Source organism: Lutimaribacter saemankumensis (assembly GCF_900100005.1).
GTDB classification, from domain to species: Bacteria; Pseudomonadota; Alphaproteobacteria; order Rhodobacterales; family Rhodobacteraceae; genus Lutimaribacter; species Lutimaribacter saemankumensis.
Window position 1 is genome coordinate 626182 of the sequence record NZ_FNEB01000001.1, and the last position, 21882, is coordinate 648063.

The following is a 21882-nucleotide window of genomic DNA, read 5'->3' on the forward strand; positions in this document are numbered from 1 at the left end:
GCTTTCTCTTTCCCCAAATATCCCGGGGAGCGCGAGGGGCAGCGCCCCTCGCCCGGCGACGCCCGGAACGGGCGGCGCAAAACCTGCATCGCGCGCACGCGCGATACCGCCCTACTGCCGAAAGTCCTCGGGCTTCAGCCCGTAGCGCGCCAGCTTGTCGTAGAACGTCTTGCGCGGCAGCTTGAGCCTCTCGGCGGCCACCGCTGCCCGCCCGCCCGTGCGGCGCAGCGCCTCGATCAGAAGCGACCGTTCCACCTGTGCCATCTGCTCGGCCAGACCCAGCCCGGTGTCGCGTGCCTCCTCCTCGCTGCCCAGCCCGAGCGCAAAGCGCATCGCCGCGCTCATCAGCGCGCGCGCGTTTCCGGGCCAGTCCTGTGCCATCAGGCGGGCGATCACATCCGCGGTGATTTCGGGTGGGCTCAACCCCGCCTGTTCGCTGGCTTGCGCGACATAGTGGCGGAACAGCACCGGGATATCCTCTGGCCGTTCGGCCAGTGACGGTATGCGCACCCGCATCACGTCGAGCCGGTAGAAAAGATCCGCCATGAAGGCGCCGTTCGCCACGGCCTCGGACAAGTCGGCGCTGGTTCCCGCAATGACGCGGGCCGGCACCCCGGCCTCGATCCGGTCGAACGCGGCGAACTGGGTGTCAGGGGGCAGGTTTCCCACCTCGTCCAGGAACAACGCACCGCCCGCGGCCTCGGCGCAGGCGTCCTCGAACCCGGCCGGGTCGAGGGCGGCAGCCGCGCGTTTCACGAACGGGCCCTTGGCGTGGGCCGAACACAGGTGCACCACTTCGGCGACCTTCGATATGCCCGATCCCGGCGGGCCGCTGACCAGCACCTCGGCGCCGGCCTGCGCGACGATGCGGACGCGCGCGCGCAGCGCGTCGGCTTGCGCCGAATTGCCGAACAGCATGCGTGCCGCGGCATCGCCCGCCTCGAGCTGCGCCTTGAGGCGGCGGTTTTCCAGCACCAGCGCGCGCGTCTGCAGCGCCCGTTCGATCACCGAAACCAGCTCGGCCGGCGGGCAGGGTTTTTCCAGAAATCCGAACGCCCCCTGCCCCATCGCGCGCACCGCCATCGGGATATCGCCCTCACCGGTCAGCAGGATGACCGGCAATTCCGCATCGACGGATTGACTATGTCCCAGCAGGTGAAACCCATCGCGGCCGGGCATGCGGATATCCGACAGGACAACCCCCTCGAAACCGGCGCTGATATGATCCTTTGCCTCGATGAAAGAGCCTGCCGTGATCGGCGACAGATCGGCCAGTTCAAGCGTTTGCGCCAGGGCCGAGCGCACCGCGGCATCGTCATCGACAACCAGAACCCGCCGCGTCATGCCACCCGCTCCTCGGCCCATGGGTCAAGCTCGACCGTAAAGATGGCGCCGTCCGGGCCGTTCGCGCCGCGGATGTTGCCGCCAAAGCTTTGGACAAGCCCGTAAGAGATCGACAGCCCCAGCCCCATGCCCTGCGCCGCCCCGACCGCCTTGGTCGTGTAGAACGGGTCGAAGATCCGGTCCGGCTCTTCTATGCCGGGGCCGGTATCTGCGATGCGCACGCAGACCGGCGCACCGGGCAGGACCGAGATACTCAGCCTTTTGTCATCACTGTCGGCCATGGCGTCGGCCGCGTTGCCAATCAGGTTCACGATCACCTGCCCCAGCCGCACCTCGCCGCCGCGCACCAGCACGGGCGCGGGCGGGCGCGCCCAACCGACGACGATGCCATCCTGACGCAGACGCGCCGCGCTGAGATCGAGCGCGCTGTCGATCACGGCGACGATGTCCACCCGCCCCATCGGTTCGCTTTCGTTGCGCGCAAAGGCGCGCAGGTTGCGGATGATCCGCGCCATGCGCGCGGCCATTTCGCTGATGCGGCCCAGGTTTTCGCTGGCCACCCCGGGTTTGCCGCGCTGCAGGAATTGCGCGCCGTTTTCGGCATATTGCTGGATCGCCATCAGCGGCTGGTTCAGTTCGTGGCTGATGCCCGCGCTCATCTGGCCCAGGGCGGACAGCTTGCCCGCCTGCACAAGATCGTCCTGCGCCTTCTTCAACGCCTGCTCGGCGGCAAGACGCTCGGCCACCTCGCGGCGCAGTTGTTCGTTCGCGGTGCTCAATTCGGCGGTGCGTTCGGCAACGCGGCTTTCAAGCCGCTGATTGGCCACCGCCAGAACCCGCCGCCGGCCGATAAGCCAGAACAGAATCGCGCCAAAGGCCAGAAGCATCGCCGCCAGCGAGGCCGCCTGCAGCCCGGCAAGACGGCGCGCTGGCCCCACGTCGATCAGCGCCTGCGCCGTCATGCCTATCACCGGCAGGTCACGCGACAGGTGCAGCGCGCGCGATGGCACATAGGGCGACCAGTTTTCGATCCAGACCGTGTGCCGGCCGACAGTACGGGTCGCAAACTCGGTCTCTTCGCCGCCTGGCGGCCGCAGCCCCGCCGATCCCTGCCGCCAGAACAACAGCTCGGACCGGTTGGTGATGAACACCTGCCCGGTGCGGTCGGTAAAGAAAACCGCAGGGCGCGCGCCGCGCCATTCGGCCTCGACCCGGTCAATATTCGCGACAACCACCAACGCCCCCGCGGTGCGTCCCGCTGCATCGAAACGCGGCGCGGCAAAGTAATAGGCGCGTTGCCCGGTCATCGGGTTCAGCCCGTGTTCTTCGCCCAATGCGCCCTGCATTGCACGGCGGAAAAAGGCGCGGCGGGACAGGTCGGGCGAATCCGTGCCATTGGCGGCGCTGACAACCCGGCCCTGCCCGTCCACCAGCATCACGTCCAGCGCGGCGGTCTTGTCGGCGGCCTCAAGCAACAGGTCGCGCGGCGCGCGCGCATCGAGACCCGGATGATCGGACATCAGGACCGCCATCTGCTGATACAGTTGCAACTGACCGGTCAGCCGGTCGGCGGCCAGCGTCAAGTCGGCCTCGCCCCGCTGTGCCAGCTGATCCAGCGCTTGCCGGTATCCATAGGACCACACCCCCACCGTCAGCGCGGCAACCGCGGCAAGGAACACCGTCAATGCGGCCAGGGTAGGAAGGAAACGGCGTGTCATGACCCATCTTTACCCCTGCCCGGCTTTCCTTGACCAGAGCGGATGCAAGGGCCGCACGGCGCCACCGTGGCAATGGATCAGATTGGCAGTGCGGTCGTCGACTTGATCTCTTCCATCGACAGCAAGGCGGTCACGTTATGCACTTTCACCTCGGAGATCAGCGCCTGGTAGAACGCATCATATGCCCGCGCGTTGGCGACCCGCACCTTGAGGATATAGTCGATATCCCCCGCCAGGCGGTGCGCCTCCATCACTTCGGGACGGTTCAGCAATGCGTGCAAGAACGCCGTCTGCCATTCCGCGTCATGTTCGGACGTGCGGATGAGAACAAAGAAACAGGCGTCGAAACCCAGCTTTTCAGGGTCGAGGATCACTGTCTGCGGCCCCATGACCCCGGCCTCGCGCATTTTGCGAATCCGGTTCCAAACTGGCGTCTTGGACGAACCGACGCGCTTGGCGATCTCGTCGAGGGATTGACCGGCATCCTGCTGCAACTCGCGCAGGATACGCTTGTCCAAGGCATCTATCTTCTGACTCATTTCGCCGCCCCTGAAAAACTTTGTTCTTCCTGATGCAAGATCACAACGCAGATATTCCATGTTTCAGGCAGTGTCACCCGAAACATGAAACATATTCCCGATAGAGAATTCCGAACAAGGGCGAAGCGCATATCAATTAATGTTTGCACACAAACATTTTCAGGATTGCCGTGGCATGCTATATCCGGGTTTAATCTGATATGGATCAAAGCTATGTCCGGGATACCGGTTTAGCACCGCCGGAATTGTTATCGAAACGGGATACCCAACGTGACCGACGCCGCAGCCCCCGCCGCCAAGACACCGACCCTGCCCGACGCCCAGACCGTAACGGACGTCCGGCACTGGACCGACCGCCTTTTCAGTTTCCGCTGCACACGCCCTGCATCGCTGCGGTTCCGGTCTGGCGAGTTCGTGATGATCGGGCTGATGGGCGACAACCGCAAGCCGCTGCTGCGGGCCTATTCGATCGCCTCGCCCTCGTGGGACGAGGAATTGGAGTTCTACTCGATCAAGGTGCAGGACGGTCCGCTGACCTCGAAACTGCAGCACATCCAGCCCGGCGACCAGATCATCCTGCGGCCCAAGCCGGTGGGCACGCTGGTGCACGACGCGCTGCTGCCCGGCAAGCGGATCTGGTTCTTTGCCACCGGCACGGGCTTTGCGCCCTTTGCGTCTTTGCTGCGCGATCCGCAGACCTATACCGACTACGACGAGGTCATCATCACCCATACCTGCCGCGAAGTGGGCGAACTGCAATACGGCAAGGAGCTGATCGACAGTATCCGGCAAGACGAATTGCTGGCCGAACTGATCGGCGAAGGTTTTGCCGACAAGCTGCGCTATTACCCCACGACCACCCGCGAAGAGAGCCCCAAGATGGGCCGGATCACCGACCTGATGCGCTCGGGCGAGGTGTTCAAGGATCTGGGCGTGGCGCCGCTGAACCCTGAAACCGACCGCGCGATGGTGTGCGGGAACCTGGCCTTCAACCTGGAAATCAAGGACATGCTCGAAGATTACGGGCTGGAGGAAGGCGCGAATTCCAAACCCGCACATTACGTGGTGGAAAAGGCGTTTCTCGACTGAGAGTTTTCGATTTCGGACGAAAAGGGGCCGCCCGGGCAATGCCGGACGGCCCCTTTGTCATTCCTGGCGGCCGATCAGAGTCCCAGCGCCTCGCGCACCTGATCGAGCAGAGCCTTGAGCGCGTCGGGATTTTCCTGCGCTTTCTCGAGGCCGGACTTGAGCAAGCCCTTCTGCATGTCGTTGATCGACGAGTTGTCGATCAGCTCCGCCACCTTGTCCATGTCGAAGCCGTCGACCGTCAGCAGTTCGTCTGGATTGGTCGCGGCGGTGTTCGCTGCGGTGTCTGCGGCGGTTTCGGTCCCGGTGCCCGACTGCTCGGACATATCGGTCGTATCACCGGTCGTTTCGGTGGCCGTATCGACCGCGCCGGTGGCGGCATCGACGGTCGCCTCGGCGGTGTCCTTTGCGGCCTCGGCAGCATCGCTGGCTGCGCTTTCCGCGTTATCGGCCATGGACCCGGCCGCACCGGCGGCAGAGTCCATCGCCTCTTCCGCGGCCTCTTTGGCGCTTTCGACGGCCTCGGTTGCGGTTTCGACGGCCGACTGGGCGGCATCGCTGGCCGCCTCGGCCGCTGTTTCGGCAGTATCCTGCGCGGCTGAGGCCGCCTCTTCGGCGGCTGATGTCACCGTATCCACCGCGTCCTGCGCGCTCTCGCTGGCCGACTCGGCCGTTTCTTCGGCGGCTTCCTCGGTTGCGGCCGCGGCGTTTTCGGCGGCTTCTTCAGTGGCTTCGGCTGCCTCCGAGGCGGTTTCCTCTGCAGTTCCGACCGCTTCTTCAGCCGTCTGGCCGGTGACATAGAGATAGCCGGCCACCGCGACGATGGCCGCCAACACGATCCAGGTCACGTTTTTCATATCACTTCTCCCGTTTACAAAGGCGGTTCCTCGCCTTGCTCGTTACACGGGTGACAGATGTCGTCGGCAACCGAAAGCTGCAAGGGGAAACCCTGCGAAATCGGCTCATATCAGCCGATTGCCGCTTGCAGAGAACCTCGGCCACAGCTACTTTCCGGTTTCGAAAAAGCCGTATGAACAACCGAAAGGATCGTCACCATAGCCCGCAGACCCCATAACGCGCCGCCCACCCGCGACACCGGCCCCCGCGTCAACGACCGGATCCGGGCCCCCGAAATCCGCCTTATCGGCGCAGAAGGCGAAAATGTCGGCGTTGTCACCCCCGCCCGTGGCATGGAACTTGCCGAAGAGGCCGGGCTCGACCTTGTCGAGATTTCACCCAACGCCACGCCGCCCGTGTGCAAGATCATGGATTACGGCAAGTTCAAGTACGAACAGCAAAAGCGGGAATCCGAGGCGCGCAAGAAGCAGAAGGTGATCGAGGTGAAGGAGGTGAAGTTCCGCCCCAACACCGACACCCATGACTATGACGTCAAGATGCGCAACGTGGTGCGGTTCCTTGAAAACGGCGACAAGGTGAAAGTCACCTTGCGGTTCCGCGGCCGCGAAATGGCCCACCAGAACCTGGGCCGGGAATTGCTGGAACGCGTGGCCGAGGACGTCAAGGAAATCGGCAAGATCGAAAACATGCCGAAGATGGAAGGCCGGCAGATGATCATGATGATCGGCCCGGTGACGAAATAACGCCCAAGTAAGCCCTATACGCCCCGCCCTTTCGGCGGGGCGTTTTCGTTGCAAGACTGCAGCATGTGGGAAGAGCGGTTCAAGACGCCAGACTATGTGTTCGGCACGGAACCCGCACAGTCCCTGCGCGACCACCAATCCTGTCTTTCACAGGGCAAGACCGCGCTTTCCGTTGCCGATGTCGAAGGGCGCAATTCGGTGTTCATGGCGCAATGCGGGATGGACGTGACCGCGCTCGAATTTGCCCCCTCAGCCATCGCCAAGGCACGAAAACTGGCCTCGTCGCGCGGCGTGACGGTCGACTTCCGTCAGACAGACGTTCTGGCCCATGACTGGCCCGACACATACGACATCGTCGTCGGGATCTTTATCCAGTTCGTCGGGCCGGACGACCGCCGCCGGCTTTTCGATGGAATGAAGCGCAGCGTAAAGCAGGGCGGGCTGATCATGCTGCATGGCTACACGCCACGCCAGCTGGAATATGGCACCGGCGGGCTACCCTTTGCCTAAAACATGTACACCGAAGTGGTGTTGCGCGGGCTTTTCCCTGGCTGGGAGGTGCTGGAACTGCGCGCCTATGACCGCGAGGTTCAGGAGGGGCGCGGCCATTCCGGCATGTCGGCGCTGATCGATTTCATCGCGCGCAAGCCCGGCTGATTATTCGCATCATACGCCACAACGAAAAGGCCCCGGAACGATCCGGGGCCTTCCACGCTGTTCCAGGCTGTCGCCGGTCAGCCGGCGGCATCGACCGCGCGTCGGGTCATGACGGCGACGAGATGCGCGCGATACGCGCCCGAGCCGTGCAGGTCCGAAATCATGCCGTCCGCAGGTACGCTCAACCCGTCGAGCGCCCCGGCCGAGAAGTTCGACGACAATGCCGCCTCGGCCTCGGACCAGCGGAAGACGCCGCTTTCCGACGCACCCGTCACCGCCACGCGCACACCGTCTGCATATTTCGCAACGAACACACCGACCAACGCAAAGCGCGAGGCAGGCTGCTCGAACTTCATGTAGGCGGCCTTTTCGGGCACGGGGAACCGCACCTCGGTGACGATCTCGCCCTCGTCCAGCGCGGTGGTGAACATGCCCTGGAAATAATCGTCGGCCGCGATCTCGCGTGCGTTGGTGACGATGGTCGCGCCCGATCCCAGCGCCGCCGCCGGGTAGCACGCCGCCGGGTCGTTATTGGCAAGGCTGCCGCCGATCGTGCCACGGTTGCGCACTGCCGGGTCGCCGATATGCGCGGCAAGTTCGGCCAGCGCCGGATAATCGCCCGCCGCTTCCGCCGCGACCACCGCATGCGGCGTCGCACCGCCGATGCAGACCGCGCCATCGTCGGCCTTGCACACGCCCTGCATCTCGGAGATGCCGGTCAGGCTGACCAGTTTCGACGGCATCGCAAGGCGCTGTTTGAGCGTCGGGATAAGCGTCTGACCGCCGCCCAGCGCCTGTGCGTCCTCGTCCTTGAGGGCCGCCACCGCGTCGGCAATGCTGCCGGGTTTCTCGAAATCGAATGCGTACATTCCTGTCGTTCCTTTCTGCAAGGGCGGATCGTCCCGCCTTCATCTTGCTCAAAATACTCCGGGGGTCCGGGGGCTGGCCCCCGGTCCCGGTCTCAGATCAGCCGTTCATCGCCGCCCAGACGCGCGACGGCGACAGGGGCATATCGATATGGGTCACGTCCTTGCCGGCGCGCTGCAGCGCGTCGACCACCGCATTGACCACGGCGGGGGGCGAGCCGATGGCCCCTGCCTCGCCACAGCCCTTCACGCCCAGCGGGTTGTGTGTGCAGGGCGTCTGGCACGAGTGATCGACCTGGAAGAACGGCACGTCCTCGGCACGCGGCATCGCGTAGTCCATGTACGAACCGGTCAGAAGCTGGCCGTTTTCGTCATAGGCCGCCCCTTCCAGAAGCGCCTGGCCGATTCCCTGCGCCAAACCGCCATGGACCTGCCCGGTGACGATCATCGGGTTCACCACGTTGCCGAAATCGTCCGCCGCCGCGAACCGTTCGATCGTGACGCGACCGGTATCGGGGTCAAGCTCGACCTCGCAGGCATAGGCGCCGGCCGGGTAGGTGAAGTTGGACGGGTCGTAGAACGCCGTTTCCTCAAGCCCCGGTTCGATCTCTTCCAGGGGGTAGTTATGCGGCACATACGCGGCCAGCGTCACATCCCCCCAGGCAACCGACTTGTCGGTGCCCGCGACGCTGAAGGCGCCGTCCTTCAGTTCGATATCCGCCTCGGACGCCTCCAGCAGGTGGGCTGCGATCTTCTTGGCCTTGTTGATGATCTTTTCGGTCGCCCGCACCATGGCCGAGCCACCGACGGCCAAGGAACGCGAGCCATAGGTGCCCATGCCCATCGGCGTGTTGGCGGTGTCGCCATGCACGATATCGACCATCGATTCATCGATGCCCAGCATCTCGGCGATGACCTGCGGGAAGGCGGTTTCATGCCCCTGCCCGTGGCTGTGGCTGCCCGTCATCACGCTGATCGAGCCGGTGGCGTTCACGCGCACCGTGGCGCTTTCGTAAAGGCCCGCCCGCGCGCCCAGCTGCCCCACGAGGTTCGACGGCGCGATGCCGCAGGCCTCGATGTAGCAGTTGACGCCAAGACCGCGCAGCTTTCCGCGCTTTTTCGATTCTTCGGCCCGCGCGTCAAAGCCTTCGCGGTCGATCATCTCAAGCAGCTTGTCCATCGTGGCGTTGTAGTCGCCAGTGTCGTATTCCACCGCCACCGGAGTGGCATAGGGGAATTCGGTGACGAAGTTCTGCCGGCGCAGCTCCACGGGGTCGACGCCAAGTTCACGCGCTGCCTTGTCGATCACGCGCTCAAGCTGATACGTCGCCTCGGGCCGCCCGGCGCCGCGATAGGCATCGACCGGCACGGTGTTGGTGAAGACCGCCTTCACGTTCACGTAGATCAGCGGCGTCTTGTAGTTGCCGGCCATCAGCGTGCCATGCAGCCATGTCGGCACCGACGGCGCGAAGGTCGACAGATACGCACCCATGTTGGCGTAAGTCTCGGTGCGCAGGGCGGTAAAGTTGTTGTCCGCATCGAGCGCCAGTTCGATCTTGGTGACGTGGTCGCGGCCATGCGCGTCAGACATGAACGCCTCCGAGCGGCTGGCCGTCCACTTGACCGGACGCGCCAGTTGACGCGCCGCGAAGGTGCAGAACGCCTCTTCGGCATAGTGGAAGATCTTGGTGCCGAAACCGCCGCCCACATCGGGGGCGACCACGCGCAGCTTGTGCTCGGGGATGCCCAGCACGAATGCGCCCATCAGCAGCCGGATCACATGCGGGTTCTGGCTGGTGGTATAAAGCGTCGATTCGTCGGTTGCGCGGCTGTAGTCGCCCACCGCCACGCGCGGTTCCATCGGGTTGGCGATAAGCCGGTTGTTCACCAGCTCCAGCGTGGTCACATGCGCGGCCTTGCCGAACGCCTCTTCGACGGCGGCCTTGTTCTCTTCGACAAAGCCCCAATCGTAGCAGAGGTTGTTCTTGAGATCGTCATGCACCTTGGGCGCACCGTCCTGCAGTGCCGCCTTCATGTCGACGACGGCCGGCAGTTCCTCGATATCGACCTCGATCGCCTCGGCGGCGTCGCGGGCCTGTTCGGGCGTGTCGGCGACGACTGCGGCGATCGGGTCGCCCACATGCCGCACCTTGCCCTGCGCCAGCACGGGATGTGCCGGTTCCTGCATCGGCTCGCCGTGGCGGTCGGTCACCTGCCAACCGCAGGGCAGACCGCCCACGCCTTCGAAATCGGCGCCGGTAAAGATGCGCACGACACCCGGCATGCCTTCGGCCGCCGATGTGTCCACGCTGTTGATCTTTCCATGCGCCACGTCCGAGCGCAGGAAATGCACATAGGCCTGGCCGTAGATGTTGATGTCGTCGGTATAGTTTCCGGCCCCGGTCAGGAACCGTACGTCTTCGCGCCGCTTCGGGCTGGCGCCGATGCCATGATCTTTCGGCATGTTATTATCCTCCCTGAAATACCAGGCGCTCACCGGGCCTTGCGGCCCTTTTCGCGAAAAGGCCCCGCAGGGCCGATGAGCGCGCGCATGTTATTCTGCCGCGATGACACCGACATCCTGACCGGACGCCGCCATGATCGCCTTGACAATATTGTGATAGCCGGTGCAGCGGCAGATATTGCCCTCGAGGTATTCGCGCACCTCGGTTTCGGTGGGCTTGGGATTCTCGGACAGCAAAGCGGCAGCCGACATCACCATACCCGGTGTGCAGAAACCGCACTGAAGCCCGTGATGGTCCTGGAACGCCTGCTGGATCGTGTTCAGCGATCCATCCGCGCCTGCCATGCCTTCGATCGTGACGACTTCGGCGCCGTCCGCTTCGGCGGCCAGCATCGTGCAGGCCTTTACTGCCTTGCCGTTCACATGCACCACGCAAGCCCCGCACTGGCTGGTGTCGCAGCCCACATGGGTGCCCGTTAGCCGAAGGTTTTCCCGCAGGAACTGCACCAGCAGGGTGCGGCCTTCGACATCGCCGGACGCGGCTTTGCCATTCACCGTCATGGTGACCTTGGTCATTGAGGATCCTCCCAAATCTCTATGTTGTCGGTTGGGTCGAGTTAATCATGCTGTCCTGCGGTTGAGAACAGGAAATTTCGGATTGACGGTTTTTGCGGCAAACGCCCGCAAAGCGCGGACTCAGGTGCCTGTCGCGCGGCGCGGGCGCGGGCGCGTGGGCATTTCCTTGAGAAGCCCACCCACACCCATGGCCGCGATGTCCGCATCGCTGACGGCCAACCCGCACAAAACGCGCTCCAACACCCAGTCGGCACCGTTGAGCGCCGGGCTGCGCGCGCATCCGGGCAGGCCGATGACCGGACGGCCATCGCCCATTTGCCCGATGAACAGCAGGTTGCCCGGATCGACGGGCATGCCAAACCGCGTGACCGCGCCGCCCGCCCGCCGCACGGCCGATGGCGCCACGTCCGCCACATCCGATGTGGCCGAGCCCGTCAGGATCAATACCGCCTGCCCTTCGGCTGCCGAAACCGCGGCCGACAGCGCGTGTTCGTCGTGGTCCACGATCACGCGCGGGGTCAGGCGCGCGCCCAGGCGGGCCAGCCGGTCGGCGGTTGCGCGGCGGCCCTTGTCGGGCATGGTGCCGGTGCCGACGCGGGTTTCGATCAGCGTGGCCGTTTCGATTACCGGCGGGATCAGCGAAAGGGCCGAGCGCGCAGCGTCGCATGCCTGATCCAGTTGCCCCTTCGGCACCGCGTAGGAAATGATCTTGACCGTGCCGACCATCGCGCCCTCGATCACGCGCCGCAACGGCGGCAACGTGGCCAGCGTGATCATCGGGTCGACCGTGTTGATCGCATTCACCGCCGCGGCGTCCACCCGCAACAGACCCGGCCCGCCCGCGATCAGGTTGACACGCCCCGCACCCGCACCCGACAGGCGCAACCCCTGCGCCGCCGGATCGGGCACCAGCGCTTCGGCCAGCGCGCGGGCGGCGTCATCCTCGGGCACGTCGCCGGGATCGAGCCGCGCCACGATCACCTTGCCGATCCCGGCCGTCCGCAGCCGCGCGACATCGTCGTGCGTCAGTACCCGGCCCTTGGCGAGCTTGCCGCCCGGCAGCTTCAGCGAATGGGCCAGCACCGCGCCTTGCGCGTGATCCAGTTCGACCGGGCCAAATCTCATGCGCCGCGCCTCAGCACCTGTGTAATCTCGGCCATGATCGACACGGCGATCTCGCCGGGATTGGCTGCGCCGATATCAAGACCGACGGGACCGTGAATCCGCGCGATTTCGGCCTCGGCAAACCCGGCTTCGGTCAGCCGCTCGACGCGCTTGGCATGGGTCCGGGTCGAGCCCAACGCCCCGATATAGAAAACGTCCGAGCGCAGCGCCTCGGTCAGTGCCGGATCGTCCAGCTTGGGATCGTGCGTCAGCAGCACCAATGCGGTGCGCGCATCGAGCCCGAAGGCACGCACGCCCTCGTCGGGCCATTCGTTGACGATGGTTTCGCCGGGGAACCGCTCTTGCGAGCCGAAGGTTTCGCGCGGGTCGATCAGCACCGGGTCATACCCCGCGACCCGCGCGATGGGCACCAGCGCCTGCGCGATATGCACCGCACCCACGATCAGCATGCGCAAAGGCGGGTTGTGTATGGTGACGAAAACCCTCTCGTCCTCTTCAAAGCCGGACCGGTCCATGCGGAAACGTTCGGCATAGCCGTCATGCACGATCCGGCGGGCGCCCTCCTCCAGATCGGCCTCGACCGCAACGGCCTGGCGATTGGCGCGCGCCTCGACCAATTCGGCCAGCACGTCTTCGGGCAGGACACTGCCCACCGGCTCGACCAGCACGCGGATGGTGCCGCCACAGGCCAGTCCAACGGCAAAGGCATCGTCGTCGCTGACCCCGAATTCCAGCAGCCGGTGCTTGCCGTCATCCAGCGCTTCGAGTGCCTCGACGATCACCGCGCCTTCGACACAGCCGCCCGACACGCTGCCCTGGATTTCGCCCAGGCCTGAAACGACAAGCTGACTGCCGACCCGGCGCGGCGCGCTGCCCCAGGTCTGCACCACGGTGCAGAGCGCGGCCCCCTTGCCGGCACGATGCCAATCCAGCGCGATTTCCGGTATGCGATCCATCAAGCGGTCCTCCCTGCTCCGGCTCACGATGTGATGTTGCCAGAAAAAAGCGGCCACCCCAAGGGGATGGCCGCGTGTTTCGCGTGAGTGGTTCCGGCTTTATTCGGCCGGCATGTCCGCCATGCGGCCTTCGCCGCTCAGACGCTCGGGCAGGACGAACGCCACGGCGATGAATCCAAGGCCCAGAACGATCCCCAGGATATCGCCCTGCATCGCCCAGATACCGTCGAATTTCGACCCCGGCACCGTGCCCAGCGTGACCTTGCCGCCGGCAATGTCGTTCAGCAGGCCGCTGGCTTTCCACATCGGGTAGGTCGCCATGTAGGCCGCCGCGCCCAGAAGGCCGCCGGCGATGAAAAAGAGCGCGTCCTTGCGCCCGGATGCCGCGGCGCACACGCCGGTGCCGGGGCAATAGCCCGACGCGGCCCACCCGGCCCCCAGCAGCAGACCGCCGATGAACACGCCGACATAGGCCGCCTTGACGCTCATGTGGCCCACATCGACGATGCCCGCCATCTGCCCCGCGAACATCAGGACCGATCCGGTACCGATGGCCAGCAGGATCGTCTTCATCAGGTGCAGGTGCTTGAGCGCCAGCATCTTGCCGATCCAGTTGGGGTCGGTCGCGCCGATCCGGTCAAGCACCGCGCCGAAGGCGGCGCCGATTACGATTGCGAGAATGATCGAGGTCATGGATCAGGCCTCCTTCTTGTACATCATCATGGCCACGGGAACCGCGGCGGCGAAGGCACCGGCGGCAAAGATATAGCCCGACAGAGCAGTCTGCATCATGCCGGACATCATGTGCCCCGAGGTGCAGCCCCCCGCGAGGCGCGCGCCGTAAAGCACGACGAACCCGCCGAGAAAGGCGACGGCATAGCGTTTCATCGGGGCATCACCGAAATTCGCCCGCCAGATCGCCGGGCTCTGACGCTCCGAGGCGCCGATACCGCCACGCGTCCTGGCCGAAAGAAACGCACCCAGCATCATCGCCAGCACGAAGACAAAGCTGTAATTCAGCGGGTTTGCAGCGCTTTTGGCGTATTTGCCGCCGGATTTCGCCATGTAGGCATTGGTCGAGGTATAGCCCTCTTCGGTTTTGGTGATGAATTCCGAATTCACCACATCCGCGACGATCCCGTCGAGGATCACGAACTGGGTGCTGACGCCGATCGGCTTGACCAGCAGCACCGCCAAGAAGAAGACAAGGCCCAGCAGAACCCCGCCCGTTTTCCAGTTGAGTGGCATGTGTTTCCCTTCCATTGCGATACATTCTATTGGTGGAATATATCAGCGGAAACACATTCCTGATTTGAGATGGATCAAATCAGCCGCGGCGGGGCCCGCCCTGTCAGAGCATCGCCATCAGGCGGTCCTTGTCGCCGCTGTCGCGGGAGGCGGAAATCGCCCTGCCCAGTTCTTCGAGGCTTTGAATGTTGTGGCCGGCACGGAAGGCATCGACATGCGGCAGCATCGCGCGGATGCCCTCGGCTTTGGGGGCAAACCCATCCCATCGCAACAGCGGATTGAGCCAGATCAGACGGCGCGACGACAGGTGCAGCCGCTCCATTTCGCGGGCAAGATCGTGGTCGGTGTCGCGATCCAGCCCATCAGTGATCAGCAACACGACCGCGCCCTGCCCCATGACGCGGCGCGACCAGTCGCGGTTGAAGGCATGCAGGCAGGCGGCGATACGGGTGCCGCCCTCCCAGTCCTGCGCCTCGGCCCCGGCGGCGGCCAGCGCCTGATCGACATCCCGCGTGGCCAGATGCCGGGTGATGTTGGTCAGCCGCGTCCCGAAGGTGAAGGCATGGACCTTGGCCCATCCCGCGCCCTTTTCGTTGGCGACGGCATGAAGGAAATGCAGGACCATCCGGCTGTACTGGCTCATCGAGCCGGAAATATCGCAAAGCACCACAAGATTGGGCCAGCGCGTGCGATGCGCCTTGAGGCTGAGATCGCGCATCTCGCCGCCCTGCCGCAGACTGGCGCGCAACGTCCTGCGCCAGTCGAGCGCATGGCCCGAAAGGCTGGCCCGCGTCCGGCGGGACCGCAACGGCTGCACCGGCAATTTCAGCCGTGCGATCATGCGCTTGGCCTCGGCCACCTCGGCGGTGCTCATCTGTTCGAAATCGAGCGTCTTGAGGCGTTCTTCGCGGCTGATCGTCATCGAGGCGTCGATTTCGATCTGGGTTTCCTCTTCGCCTGCCTCGGGCTGTTCGACCTCGCGGTTGGCCCCGTCGAGCAGCGCCTCGGCCGCGCGCTTTTCGGCCGCCTGCGCGGCGCGCTCTTCCTGCACACCGCGCACGGCGGGCAGCATCATCGACATCATGTGCTCCACGTAGCGCGGATCGCGCCAGTAGAGCCGGAAGATCTGCGAAAACACCCGCGCCTGTTCGGGACGCGAAACGAAACAGGCATGAAGCACCCAGTAGAAATCGCGCTTTTCGGTAAAGCCCGCCGCCTCGACCGCGCGGATCGCGTCGATCACCCGTCCCGGCCCGATCGGCAACCCCGCCTTGCGCAGCGCGCGGGCGAAATGGGTGATGTTATGGGTCAGCTTCGGGTTTTCGGGCAGTTCGAGCGCGGGGTATTCTGGCATAGGTCAGAACCGGGGGCGCTGCCCCCGGACCCCCGGGATATTTGCTGAAAGAGAAAACATCAGGCCGGTTCCATGCTGGCGCGGGCCTCGTCGAGGATGCGTTTCGCCTCGGAACCCTGCAGGCGGGCGATGTCGTCCTGGTATTTCAGGATCGCGCCCAACGTGTCGGCGATGACCTCGGGCGACAGATCGATCACGTCGAGCGCCAGGAGGCACTTGGCCCAGTCGATTGTTTCGGCGACGCCCGGTTTCTTGAACAGATCCTCGGTGCGCAATTGCTGGACAAAGGCCACCACCTCGCGGCTGAGCGCCTCGGCCGCTTCGGGTGCGCGGGCCTGCAGGATTTCGATCTCGCGCTCGAAGCTGGGATAATCGACCCAGTGATAGAGGCACCGGCGCTTCAGCGCGTCATGCACCTCGCGGGTACGGTTGGAGGTCAGGATCACGATGGGCGGCTCGGGCGCCTTGACGGTGCCAAGCTCGGGGATCGTGACCTGGAAATCGGACAGCGCCTCGAGCAGGAAAGCCTCGAACGGCTCGTCTGTGCGGTCGATCTCGTCGATCAGCAGGACGGGCGCGCCGCCATCCTGCGGGCGCATCGCCTGCAAGAGCGGCCGTTCGATCAGGTAGTCCTGGGTGAAAAGTTCGGTCTTGAGCGCATCGCGATCGGCCCCGCCTGCGGCTTCGGCGGTGCGGATGGCGATCATCTGCTCGGCGAAATTCCATTCATACACGGCCGAAGAGGCATCCAGCCCCTCGTAGCATTGCAGCCGGATCAGGCGGCGCCCGAGGGCGGATGCGATGGCCTTGGCGATCTCGGTCTTGCCGGTGCCGGCCTCGCCCTCCAGGAACAGCGGCCGCCCGAGCCGCAGCGACAGGAACACGACGGTGGCAAGCGCCCGCCCGCAAACGTAATCCTGCCCGGCCAGCGCCTCTTGCACAGCGTCGATCGATGGCAAATCTTTCATTGTCGTCCTCCCTGCCAGCAAGAGAAGTGCATTTGCGGCGCAACAGGTCAACACCCGCAATGCCGCAGCCGGGCGCCAAGATTGACGTCAATCCCGTGACCTGTCATGATTTTGGCAACAAATTTCAGGCCAAGCGGGACCAACCCGACCGGCCGACGAGGCGTAGACGAGTGATGACATCGGACATGACAGCCGGGGGGCGGGCGTGATGCGGATTGCCGCCGTCACCTGTGTAAAGAACGAGGGCCCGTTCCTGCTGGAATGGATTGCGTTCAATCGGCTGATCGGGGTCACGGACCACCTTTTCTATTCCAACGACTGCACCGACGCGACCGACCGGATGCTGGATGCGCTGGCCGCGCGCGGGATCGTGCAGCACCTGCCCAACCCCGCCGAGGGGCGCAATTACCAGATGGAGGCGCTGAAAGACGCCGCCAGGCAGCCGATCGTGCAGGACGCCGACTGGGTCTGGGTTGCCGATGTCGATGAATTCCTGAACATCCATGCCGGCGACCACACGATCCCCGCCTTGATCGACGCCTGCGGCGACCCGCAGGCGATCAGCGTGACGTTCCAGTTCTTCGCCAATGACGATATCGAGGCGTTCGAAGACCGTCCGGTGATCGGGCAATTTACCCGCAGCCACAATCCCGACCTGTGGTGCGGGCAATCCGCGATCGAGGTCAAGTCACTGGTGCGGAAGGATTTTCCGCTGCAGTATTTCGGCGCGCACCGGCCGTTCTTCAAGAAAACGCTGGCCCCGCGCAAGCGCCCGATGTGGACGGACGGGTCCGGGCGCAAGGTGCCGCACAAATTTCTTGTGGCCGCCAACCCGCGCCGCATCCGCAAGTTTCCGGCGGCGGGCGCGCGCGATTTCGCGACGCTCAACCACTATGCCTTGCGTTCGCTCGACAGCTACCTTGTCAAGAACGACCGCGGCGACGTGAACCGCGAAAACCGGGCTTTCGACGACACCTATTGGCGCGAGCGCAACGACCCCGCCTATCTGGACACATCGATCCAGCGTTACCTGCCGGCGTTGGAAAAAGCGCTGAAAGAGCTGAAATCAGATCCCGAAATCGCTGCATTGCATCACGAGGCGGTGGCGCTCCATCTCGCCAAGCGCGACGAGCTGCTGACGCAGAAACCCTATCGCCAGATGCGCGACCAGCTTAAGGCGGCGAGCAAGCTGCCCCCGGACGAAGAGGCGCTTCTGATCGAACTGGGGCTGGCGTCATGAGCGACCGTCTGCGCGTCATAAACCTTGGCCTGCCGAAATCCGGCACGACGACGCTGGGTCATGCCCTGAAAGTGTCGGGCTTGAAGACCGCCGATTACCGGATCCGCCCGCACCAGACCCGCGACGAGACATTGCGCCGGCAATTCGTGGGCCAGTTGATGTATGAGGGGTATTTCCATCAGGGCGACCCGTTGGCCCGGATGGAAAATTTCGATTGCTTCACGGAAATCAATGTCTTGCGGGGCGATCTTTCCATTTGGCCGCAGATGGATTGGGGGTTGATCGACGCGATCCGCAGATGCCACCCCGGCGCGCGCTTCGTGGCCAGCTGGCGCGATCCGCGCGCCATGTCGGACAGCATGCTGCGCTGGTCGAACCTTGGCACCGAACGGCTGCCCCGCGGCCACATCCCCGGCCTGCCTGCGGGCTTCGGCGTCACCACGGACGAGCGCATACGCTGGATCGAGGCGCATTATGCCCATCTGGACCGGCTTTTCGAAGGCGACGAGGCCTATCTGCGCTTTGATATTGCCGATCCGGGCGCGGCCGACCTGATCAGCGGGCATCTCGGCATCGCCCTGAAATGGTGGGGCCGCCGCAACGCCAACAAGGCATCAAAGACCGAACGGACGGAAAACGCCTGATGCGCATCTACCTGCATATCGGCCTTGCGGCCATGGGGGCCGCGCGTCTTCAGGACGTGCTGGCCGACAAACGCGAACAGCTTGCGCAAAAGGGGTATCTCTTTCCGCGCGCCGCAGGCGGCAAGAACCACACCCGGCTGTTCATGGCCGTAACAGACCCCGACCATATCGACACGCTGCGCTTTAACCGGGGCTACATCACCCCGGAAAAGCAACAGGCGCTCTACGATCAGCTTGCTGCTGGTCTGGCCCGCGATGTGGCGGCGGCCGATCCCAAGGCGCTGATCCTGTCGGCATCGCAGCTTGGCCCATCATTGGCCCGGCGGTCCGAGCTGGAGCGGCTGCACGCACTGCTTTCCCCGTTGTCCGACGATATCCGCATCATCGCCCATGTCGACGAACAGGGCCGCGCACTGGCCCGCCACTATGCGCAGCAGGTGCTGGAAGGGCGTAGGGCGTCGCTCGACCTGGAATTCGAAATGGCCGGCAGCAAAGACTGGTGGGACGACGCGCTGCTGGACGGGCATGTGATCGAACCGGACAAGGGCCAGTTCCTCGAAGTGCAGTGCCCGGCGTTCTGGTTGGATTATCAACGGCTTGTCAGCCACTGGGAAAGCGTTTTCGGCAACGGTTCCGTCACATTGCGCCCCTATGACGAGGCGCGGTTTTATGGTGCCGAAGCGACCGAGGAACTGCGCGAGATGTTCGGGATCGAAGAAACCCTGGGCAAGGCGCAGCCCGGCAGCCCCGACGCGCAGCCCTCGGCGGCGTCGCTGGCGCGGTCGCGGCAGTTGAATGACCTGATCCTGCGGCTGCTTGCCCGGACCGACCGCGTGCTGCCCCGGCAGCTTTGGCGCAAGTTTCACGGCGAAATAGCGATTGACGGCGATCCGATCCATCCCGGCGAACTGGCCGAAATATCCAAGACCTTCGAGGCGCAGAACAAGGCGCTTCTCAAGGCGCATCCGGCGTTGACGCCCGAAAGCCTGAAACGCGACCGCGCGCGCCCCGGCGGCTGGTCCGAGGCCGATCCCGGCAACGGCTATCGCGCCTCGCAATACCTGCTGGCCTTCAGGTGGCGGATCGACAAGGCCACGCGCGAAGAAAAGAAAACCAAGATCGCCGACCTTGAACAGGTGAACGGCAACGCCGCGCCGCCCGCCGAACCCGAGGACGGGTTGAGCCAAGCGGCAAAGGCGATCATGCCGCCGCTTGCGGTGCAGAATTTTCACAAGCTCAAGGACAGCTCGTTCCGCCCGCACAACAAGCTGGGCCGCCTGAACGAAGAACAGCCTCTGCCCCCCTACGCGCCCATGCCGCCGCGCGACCTGCCGAAAGGATCGACCGGTAACGTGATCGTCGGCTGCATGAAGAACGAGGCCCCCTACATCGTCGAATGGGTGGCCTATCACCGGGCGATCGGGATCGACAATTTCCTGATCTACACCAATGATTGCAGCGACAGCACGGCGGAGATCCTCGACCGGCTGGATGCGATGGGCATCGTCCATCACCGCAACAACGACAACTGGAAGGGCAACTCCCCCCAGCAGCACGCGCTGGATCAGGCCCTTAAGGAAGATGTCATCCAGAACGCCGAATGGATCATCCATATCGACGTGGACGAATTCATCAACATCCGCTGCGGCAACGGCACGCTGGACGATTTCCTGGCCGCCGTGCCCGATGCCACCAATGTCGCGATGACATGGCGGCTTTTCGGCCATAACGGCGTGCGCGACCTGAGCGATGACCTCGTGATCGCCCAATTCGACACCTGCGCCCCGAAATACTGCCCCAAGCCGCATACCGTCTGGGGCTTCAAGACGATGTTCCGCAACATCGGCGCCTATTCCAAGATCAGCTGCCACCGCCCGAACAAGCTGTCAGACGATTTCGCGGCCAAGGTGAAATGGGTCAACGGATCGGGTCAGGACATGACCCGCGAAGTCGCCAAGAACGGCTGGCGCAATTCGAAAAAATCCATTGGTTACGACCTGTTGCAGCTCAATCATTATGCGCTCCGCTCGGCCGAATCCTTTCTGATCAAGCGTCAGCGCGGGCGTGCTCTGCATGTGGACCGCTCGATCGGGCTGAACTACTGGATTCGGATGGACTGGGGCGATGCGCGTGACGTGACGATCCAGCGCAACATTCCCCGCCTGCGCGCGGAATACGACCGGCTGATGCAGGACAAGACGCTTGCGAAATGGCACGCAAAGGGCCTTGAATGGCACCGTGCCAAGGCGCAGGAACTGCACGCGATGCCCGAGTTCGAAGAGCTTTACCAGCAGGCCCTGCAGGTTCGGCTGAACGGGATGGAGCGCGTGGCCTATGCCCTGGCGCTGGATATGGAAAGTTAGGAAAGGCGCGTAGGCGTTTGAATTTTCTCGCAGTTCTTACCGTCCGAAACGAAGGCGCCTTTCTTCTGGAATGGCTGGCCCATCACCGTGCGGTTGGATTTACCGACTTCCTGATCTTTTCGAACGATTGCCAGGATGGCACGGATGCGATGCTCGACCGGCTGGATGCAATGGGCATCGTCACCCACAAGCGCAACGATGGCCCCTATGACAAGGGCGGCATCCAGTTCACCGCGCTGAAAGCCGCCGAGAAACTGCCCATCGTGCAGCGTGCCGACTGGATCCTGCCGCTGGACGTGGACGAGTTCGTCAACATCCACACCGGTGACCGCACCCTGCCCGCGCTGCTGGCGGCGCTGCCTGACGCCACGGCGATCACGCTCACCTGGCGGCTGTTCGGAAACGCCGATGTCGTGCATTTCGAAGATACGCCCGTCACCCGCCAGTTCACCCGTGCGGCGCCGGTGGTCATGCACTGGCCCTGGCGCTCGGCGATGTTCAAGACGCTTTACCGCAATGACGGCACGTATGGGAAACTGGGTGTTCACCGCCCGCGCAAACCGGACGACGACCGCCTGGCGCAGGCGCGCTGGTTCGACGGCGAAGGGCGCGAACTGGACGACAAGTTCAAGACGACGCGGATATTCTCCAACTACGGCCGCTCGAATTACGCCCTGGCGCAGCTAAATCATTACCCGCTTGGCGCGATGGAAAGCTTTGTGGTCAAGGCAGACCGCGGCCGCGCGGTGCATTCCGACCACATGCTGGATGTCGACTACTGGGTCGAACGGAACTTTTGCACCGACGAGGACCGTTCGATCCTGTCGTTCGACAGCTCGGGTGAATTGGTGGCCCTGAAATCCGACCCCGAACTTGCTGCCCTGCACGATGCGGCGGTGGCCTGGCGCAAGGCCCGGTTCCAGGAGCTGATGCTGCACGAGCCCTATCGCGCGCTCTTCGGGCGTCTGCTGATGACGCCGCCTAGCCGCCCGGTGCCTGTCAATGCGGCGCGCTTCATGATCCAGCACGCCAACCGCGCCCGCACGGGCGAGGACTCATAGCCCGAAATTCACACGCTTTCTCCCAAATCCTGCCGCAAACTCCGCCTAGCTTGCCGCTCAAAGAATGACCTG

21 protein-coding genes are annotated in these 21882 nt (G+C 64.2%); 8 read left to right on the forward strand and 13 right to left on the reverse strand.

What is annotated here, in order from left to right; genetic code table 11:
- Positions 1–111: 111 nt before the first annotated feature.
- The 3 genes from BLT50_RS03060 to BLT50_RS03070 form a co-directional block, all read right to left on the reverse strand.
- A complete protein-coding gene (locus tag BLT50_RS03060; RefSeq protein ID WP_090026326.1) occupies positions 112–1344 on the reverse strand; it encodes a sigma-54-dependent transcriptional regulator in 1233 nt (410 codons plus the stop codon).
- Positions 1341–3062: a sensor histidine kinase gene (locus BLT50_RS03065; protein ID WP_090026328.1), complete on the reverse strand. Its 1722-nt coding sequence runs from the start codon at positions 3060–3062 to the stop codon at positions 1341–1343. Before BLT50_RS03065 ends, BLT50_RS03060 begins: the two co-directional genes overlap by 4 nt.
- 77 nt (positions 3063–3139) lie before the next feature.
- A complete protein-coding gene (locus BLT50_RS03070) occupies positions 3140–3601 on the reverse strand; it encodes an Lrp/AsnC family transcriptional regulator (protein ID WP_090027048.1) in 462 nt (153 codons plus the stop codon).
- Positions 3602–3862: 261 nt separating this feature from the next.
- Here BLT50_RS03070 and BLT50_RS03075 point away from each other — a divergent pair, with 261 nt between their 5' ends.
- Positions 3863–4690: a ferredoxin--NADP reductase gene (locus BLT50_RS03075; protein WP_090026330.1), complete on the forward strand. Its 828-nt coding sequence runs from the start codon at positions 3863–3865 to the stop codon at positions 4688–4690.
- Between the two features lie 74 nt (positions 4691–4764).
- Here the strand turns inward: BLT50_RS03075 and BLT50_RS03080 are convergent, their stop codons facing one another.
- Positions 4765–5544, reverse strand: coding sequence for a hypothetical protein (locus tag BLT50_RS03080; RefSeq protein WP_090026332.1), 780 nt, complete (start codon positions 5542–5544; stop codon positions 4765–4767).
- 198 nt (positions 5545–5742) lie between these two features.
- Between BLT50_RS03080 and infC the strand changes: the two genes are divergently transcribed.
- The 3 genes from infC to BLT50_RS19735 are packed head-to-tail and all read left to right on the forward strand — an operon-like array spanning position 5743 to position 6945.
- Positions 5743–6288 (forward strand): translation initiation factor IF-3, encoded by a 546-nt coding sequence (gene infC, locus BLT50_RS03085; RefSeq protein WP_090026334.1) that lies wholly within the window; start codon positions 5743–5745, stop codon positions 6286–6288.
- 48 nt (positions 6289–6336) lie between these two features.
- Entirely contained in the window at positions 6337–6798 is a 462-nt protein-coding gene (locus BLT50_RS03090) for an SAM-dependent methyltransferase (RefSeq protein WP_342706687.1), read from the forward strand.
- Between the two features lie 3 nt (positions 6799–6801).
- Positions 6802–6945 carry a hypothetical protein gene (locus BLT50_RS19735; RefSeq protein ID WP_342706688.1) on the forward strand — a complete coding sequence of 48 codons (144 nt, stop codon included), beginning with the start codon at positions 6802–6804 and terminating at the stop codon, positions 6943–6945.
- 77 nt (positions 6946–7022) lie between these two features.
- On the opposite strand, the gene BLT50_RS03095 is transcribed toward BLT50_RS19735, so the two are convergent.
- The 9 genes from BLT50_RS03095 to BLT50_RS03135 form a co-directional block, all read right to left on the reverse strand.
- Positions 7023–7814 (reverse strand): FAD binding domain-containing protein, encoded by a 792-nt coding sequence (locus tag BLT50_RS03095; protein ID WP_090026336.1) that lies wholly within the window; start codon positions 7812–7814, stop codon positions 7023–7025.
- A gap of 97 nt (positions 7815–7911) precedes the next feature.
- The gene (locus tag BLT50_RS03100) at positions 7912–10275 is read right to left on the reverse strand and encodes a xanthine dehydrogenase family protein molybdopterin-binding subunit (RefSeq protein WP_090026338.1); all 2364 of its coding nucleotides are present in this window, start codon (positions 10273–10275) and stop codon (positions 7912–7914) included.
- Between the two features lie 90 nt (positions 10276–10365).
- Positions 10366–10851, reverse strand: coding sequence for a (2Fe-2S)-binding protein (locus BLT50_RS03105; protein WP_090026340.1), 486 nt, complete (start codon positions 10849–10851; stop codon positions 10366–10368).
- Positions 10852–10971: 120 nt separating this feature from the next.
- On the reverse strand, positions 10972–11976 hold the full coding sequence (locus BLT50_RS03110) for a molybdopterin-binding protein (protein ID WP_090026342.1): 1005 nt from the start codon (positions 11974–11976) through the stop codon (positions 10972–10974).
- Positions 11973–12932 carry an XdhC family protein gene (locus BLT50_RS03115; protein ID WP_090026344.1) on the reverse strand — a complete coding sequence of 320 codons (960 nt, stop codon included), beginning with the start codon at positions 12930–12932 and terminating at the stop codon, positions 11973–11975. The genes BLT50_RS03110 and BLT50_RS03115 overlap by 4 nt, the downstream gene beginning before the upstream one ends.
- A 99-nt stretch (positions 12933–13031) precedes the next feature.
- On the reverse strand, positions 13032–13625 hold the full coding sequence (locus BLT50_RS03120) for a YeeE/YedE thiosulfate transporter family protein (protein ID WP_090026345.1): 594 nt from the start codon (positions 13623–13625) through the stop codon (positions 13032–13034).
- A gap of 3 nt (positions 13626–13628) precedes the next feature.
- A complete protein-coding gene (locus BLT50_RS03125; protein WP_090027050.1) occupies positions 13629–14180 on the reverse strand; it encodes a YeeE/YedE thiosulfate transporter family protein in 552 nt (183 codons plus the stop codon).
- Positions 14181–14283: 103 nt separating this feature from the next.
- Positions 14284–15534, reverse strand: a complete 1251-nt coding sequence (locus tag BLT50_RS03130) for a vWA domain-containing protein (RefSeq protein WP_090026347.1) — start codon at positions 15532–15534, stop codon at positions 14284–14286.
- Between the two features lie 59 nt (positions 15535–15593).
- The gene (locus BLT50_RS03135) at positions 15594–16502 is read right to left on the reverse strand and encodes an AAA family ATPase (RefSeq protein ID WP_090026349.1); all 909 of its coding nucleotides are present in this window, start codon (positions 16500–16502) and stop codon (positions 15594–15596) included.
- Between the two features lie 208 nt (positions 16503–16710).
- Between BLT50_RS03135 and BLT50_RS03140 the strand changes: the two genes are divergently transcribed.
- From BLT50_RS03140 to BLT50_RS03155, 4 genes are read left to right on the forward strand one after another with little or no spacing between them, the layout of a single operon-like run.
- Positions 16711–17742 carry a glycosyltransferase family 2 protein gene (locus tag BLT50_RS03140; RefSeq protein ID WP_090026351.1) on the forward strand — a complete coding sequence of 344 codons (1032 nt, stop codon included), beginning with the start codon at positions 16711–16713 and terminating at the stop codon, positions 17740–17742.
- Positions 17739–18386, forward strand: a complete 648-nt coding sequence (locus tag BLT50_RS03145; protein WP_090026353.1) for a sulfotransferase family protein — start codon at positions 17739–17741, stop codon at positions 18384–18386. Before BLT50_RS03140 ends, BLT50_RS03145 begins: the two co-directional genes overlap by 4 nt.
- Entirely contained in the window at positions 18386–20749 is a 2364-nt protein-coding gene (locus BLT50_RS03150) for a glycosyltransferase family 2 protein (protein ID WP_090026355.1), read from the forward strand. Before BLT50_RS03145 ends, BLT50_RS03150 begins: the two co-directional genes overlap by 1 nt.
- Positions 20750–20766: 17 nt before the next feature.
- Positions 20767–21810, forward strand: a complete 1044-nt coding sequence (locus BLT50_RS03155; RefSeq protein ID WP_090026357.1) for a glycosyltransferase family 2 protein — start codon at positions 20767–20769, stop codon at positions 21808–21810.
- Positions 21811–21882: the final 72 nt, after the last annotated feature.

Bases quoted from the DNA above. Each gene is read 5' to 3' on its own strand.
- BLT50_RS03060 (WP_090026326.1), bottom strand. From the start codon at position 1,344: ATGACGCGGCGGGTTCTGGTTGTCGATGACGATGCCGCGGTGCGCTCG.
- BLT50_RS03065 (WP_090026328.1), bottom strand. From the start codon at position 3,062: ATGACACGCCGTTTCCTTCCTACCCTGGCCGCATTGACGGTGTTCCTT.
- BLT50_RS03070 (WP_090027048.1), bottom strand. From the start codon at position 3,601: ATGAGTCAGAAGATAGATGCCTTGGACAAGCGTATCCTGCGCGAGTTG.
- BLT50_RS03080 (WP_090026332.1), bottom strand. From the start codon at position 5,544: ATGAAAAACGTGACCTGGATCGTGTTGGCGGCCATCGTCGCGGTGGCC.
- BLT50_RS19735 (WP_342706688.1), top strand. From the start codon at position 6,802: ATGTACACCGAAGTGGTGTTGCGCGGGCTTTTCCCTGGCTGGGAGGTG.
- BLT50_RS03095 (WP_090026336.1), bottom strand. From the start codon at position 7,814: ATGTACGCATTCGATTTCGAGAAACCCGGCAGCATTGCCGACGCGGTG.
- BLT50_RS03100 (WP_090026338.1), bottom strand. From the start codon at position 10,275: ATGCCGAAAGATCATGGCATCGGCGCCAGCCCGAAGCGGCGCGAAGAC.
- BLT50_RS03105 (WP_090026340.1), bottom strand. From the start codon at position 10,851: ATGACCAAGGTCACCATGACGGTGAATGGCAAAGCCGCGTCCGGCGAT.
- BLT50_RS03110 (WP_090026342.1), bottom strand. From the start codon at position 11,976: ATGAGATTTGGCCCGGTCGAACTGGATCACGCGCAAGGCGCGGTGCTG.
- BLT50_RS03115 (WP_090026344.1), bottom strand. From the start codon at position 12,932: ATGGATCGCATACCGGAAATCGCGCTGGATTGGCATCGTGCCGGCAAG.
- BLT50_RS03120 (WP_090026345.1), bottom strand. From the start codon at position 13,625: ATGACCTCGATCATTCTCGCAATCGTAATCGGCGCCGCCTTCGGCGCG.
- BLT50_RS03125 (WP_090027050.1), bottom strand. From the start codon at position 14,180: ATGCCACTCAACTGGAAAACGGGCGGGGTTCTGCTGGGCCTTGTCTTC.
- BLT50_RS03130 (WP_090026347.1), bottom strand. From the start codon at position 15,534: ATGCCAGAATACCCCGCGCTCGAACTGCCCGAAAACCCGAAGCTGACC.
- BLT50_RS03135 (WP_090026349.1), bottom strand. From the start codon at position 16,502: ATGAAAGATTTGCCATCGATCGACGCTGTGCAAGAGGCGCTGGCCGGG.
- BLT50_RS03140 (WP_090026351.1), top strand. From the start codon at position 16,711: ATGCGGATTGCCGCCGTCACCTGTGTAAAGAACGAGGGCCCGTTCCTG.
- BLT50_RS03145 (WP_090026353.1), top strand. From the start codon at position 17,739: ATGAGCGACCGTCTGCGCGTCATAAACCTTGGCCTGCCGAAATCCGGC.
- BLT50_RS03150 (WP_090026355.1), top strand. From the start codon at position 18,386: ATGCGCATCTACCTGCATATCGGCCTTGCGGCCATGGGGGCCGCGCGT.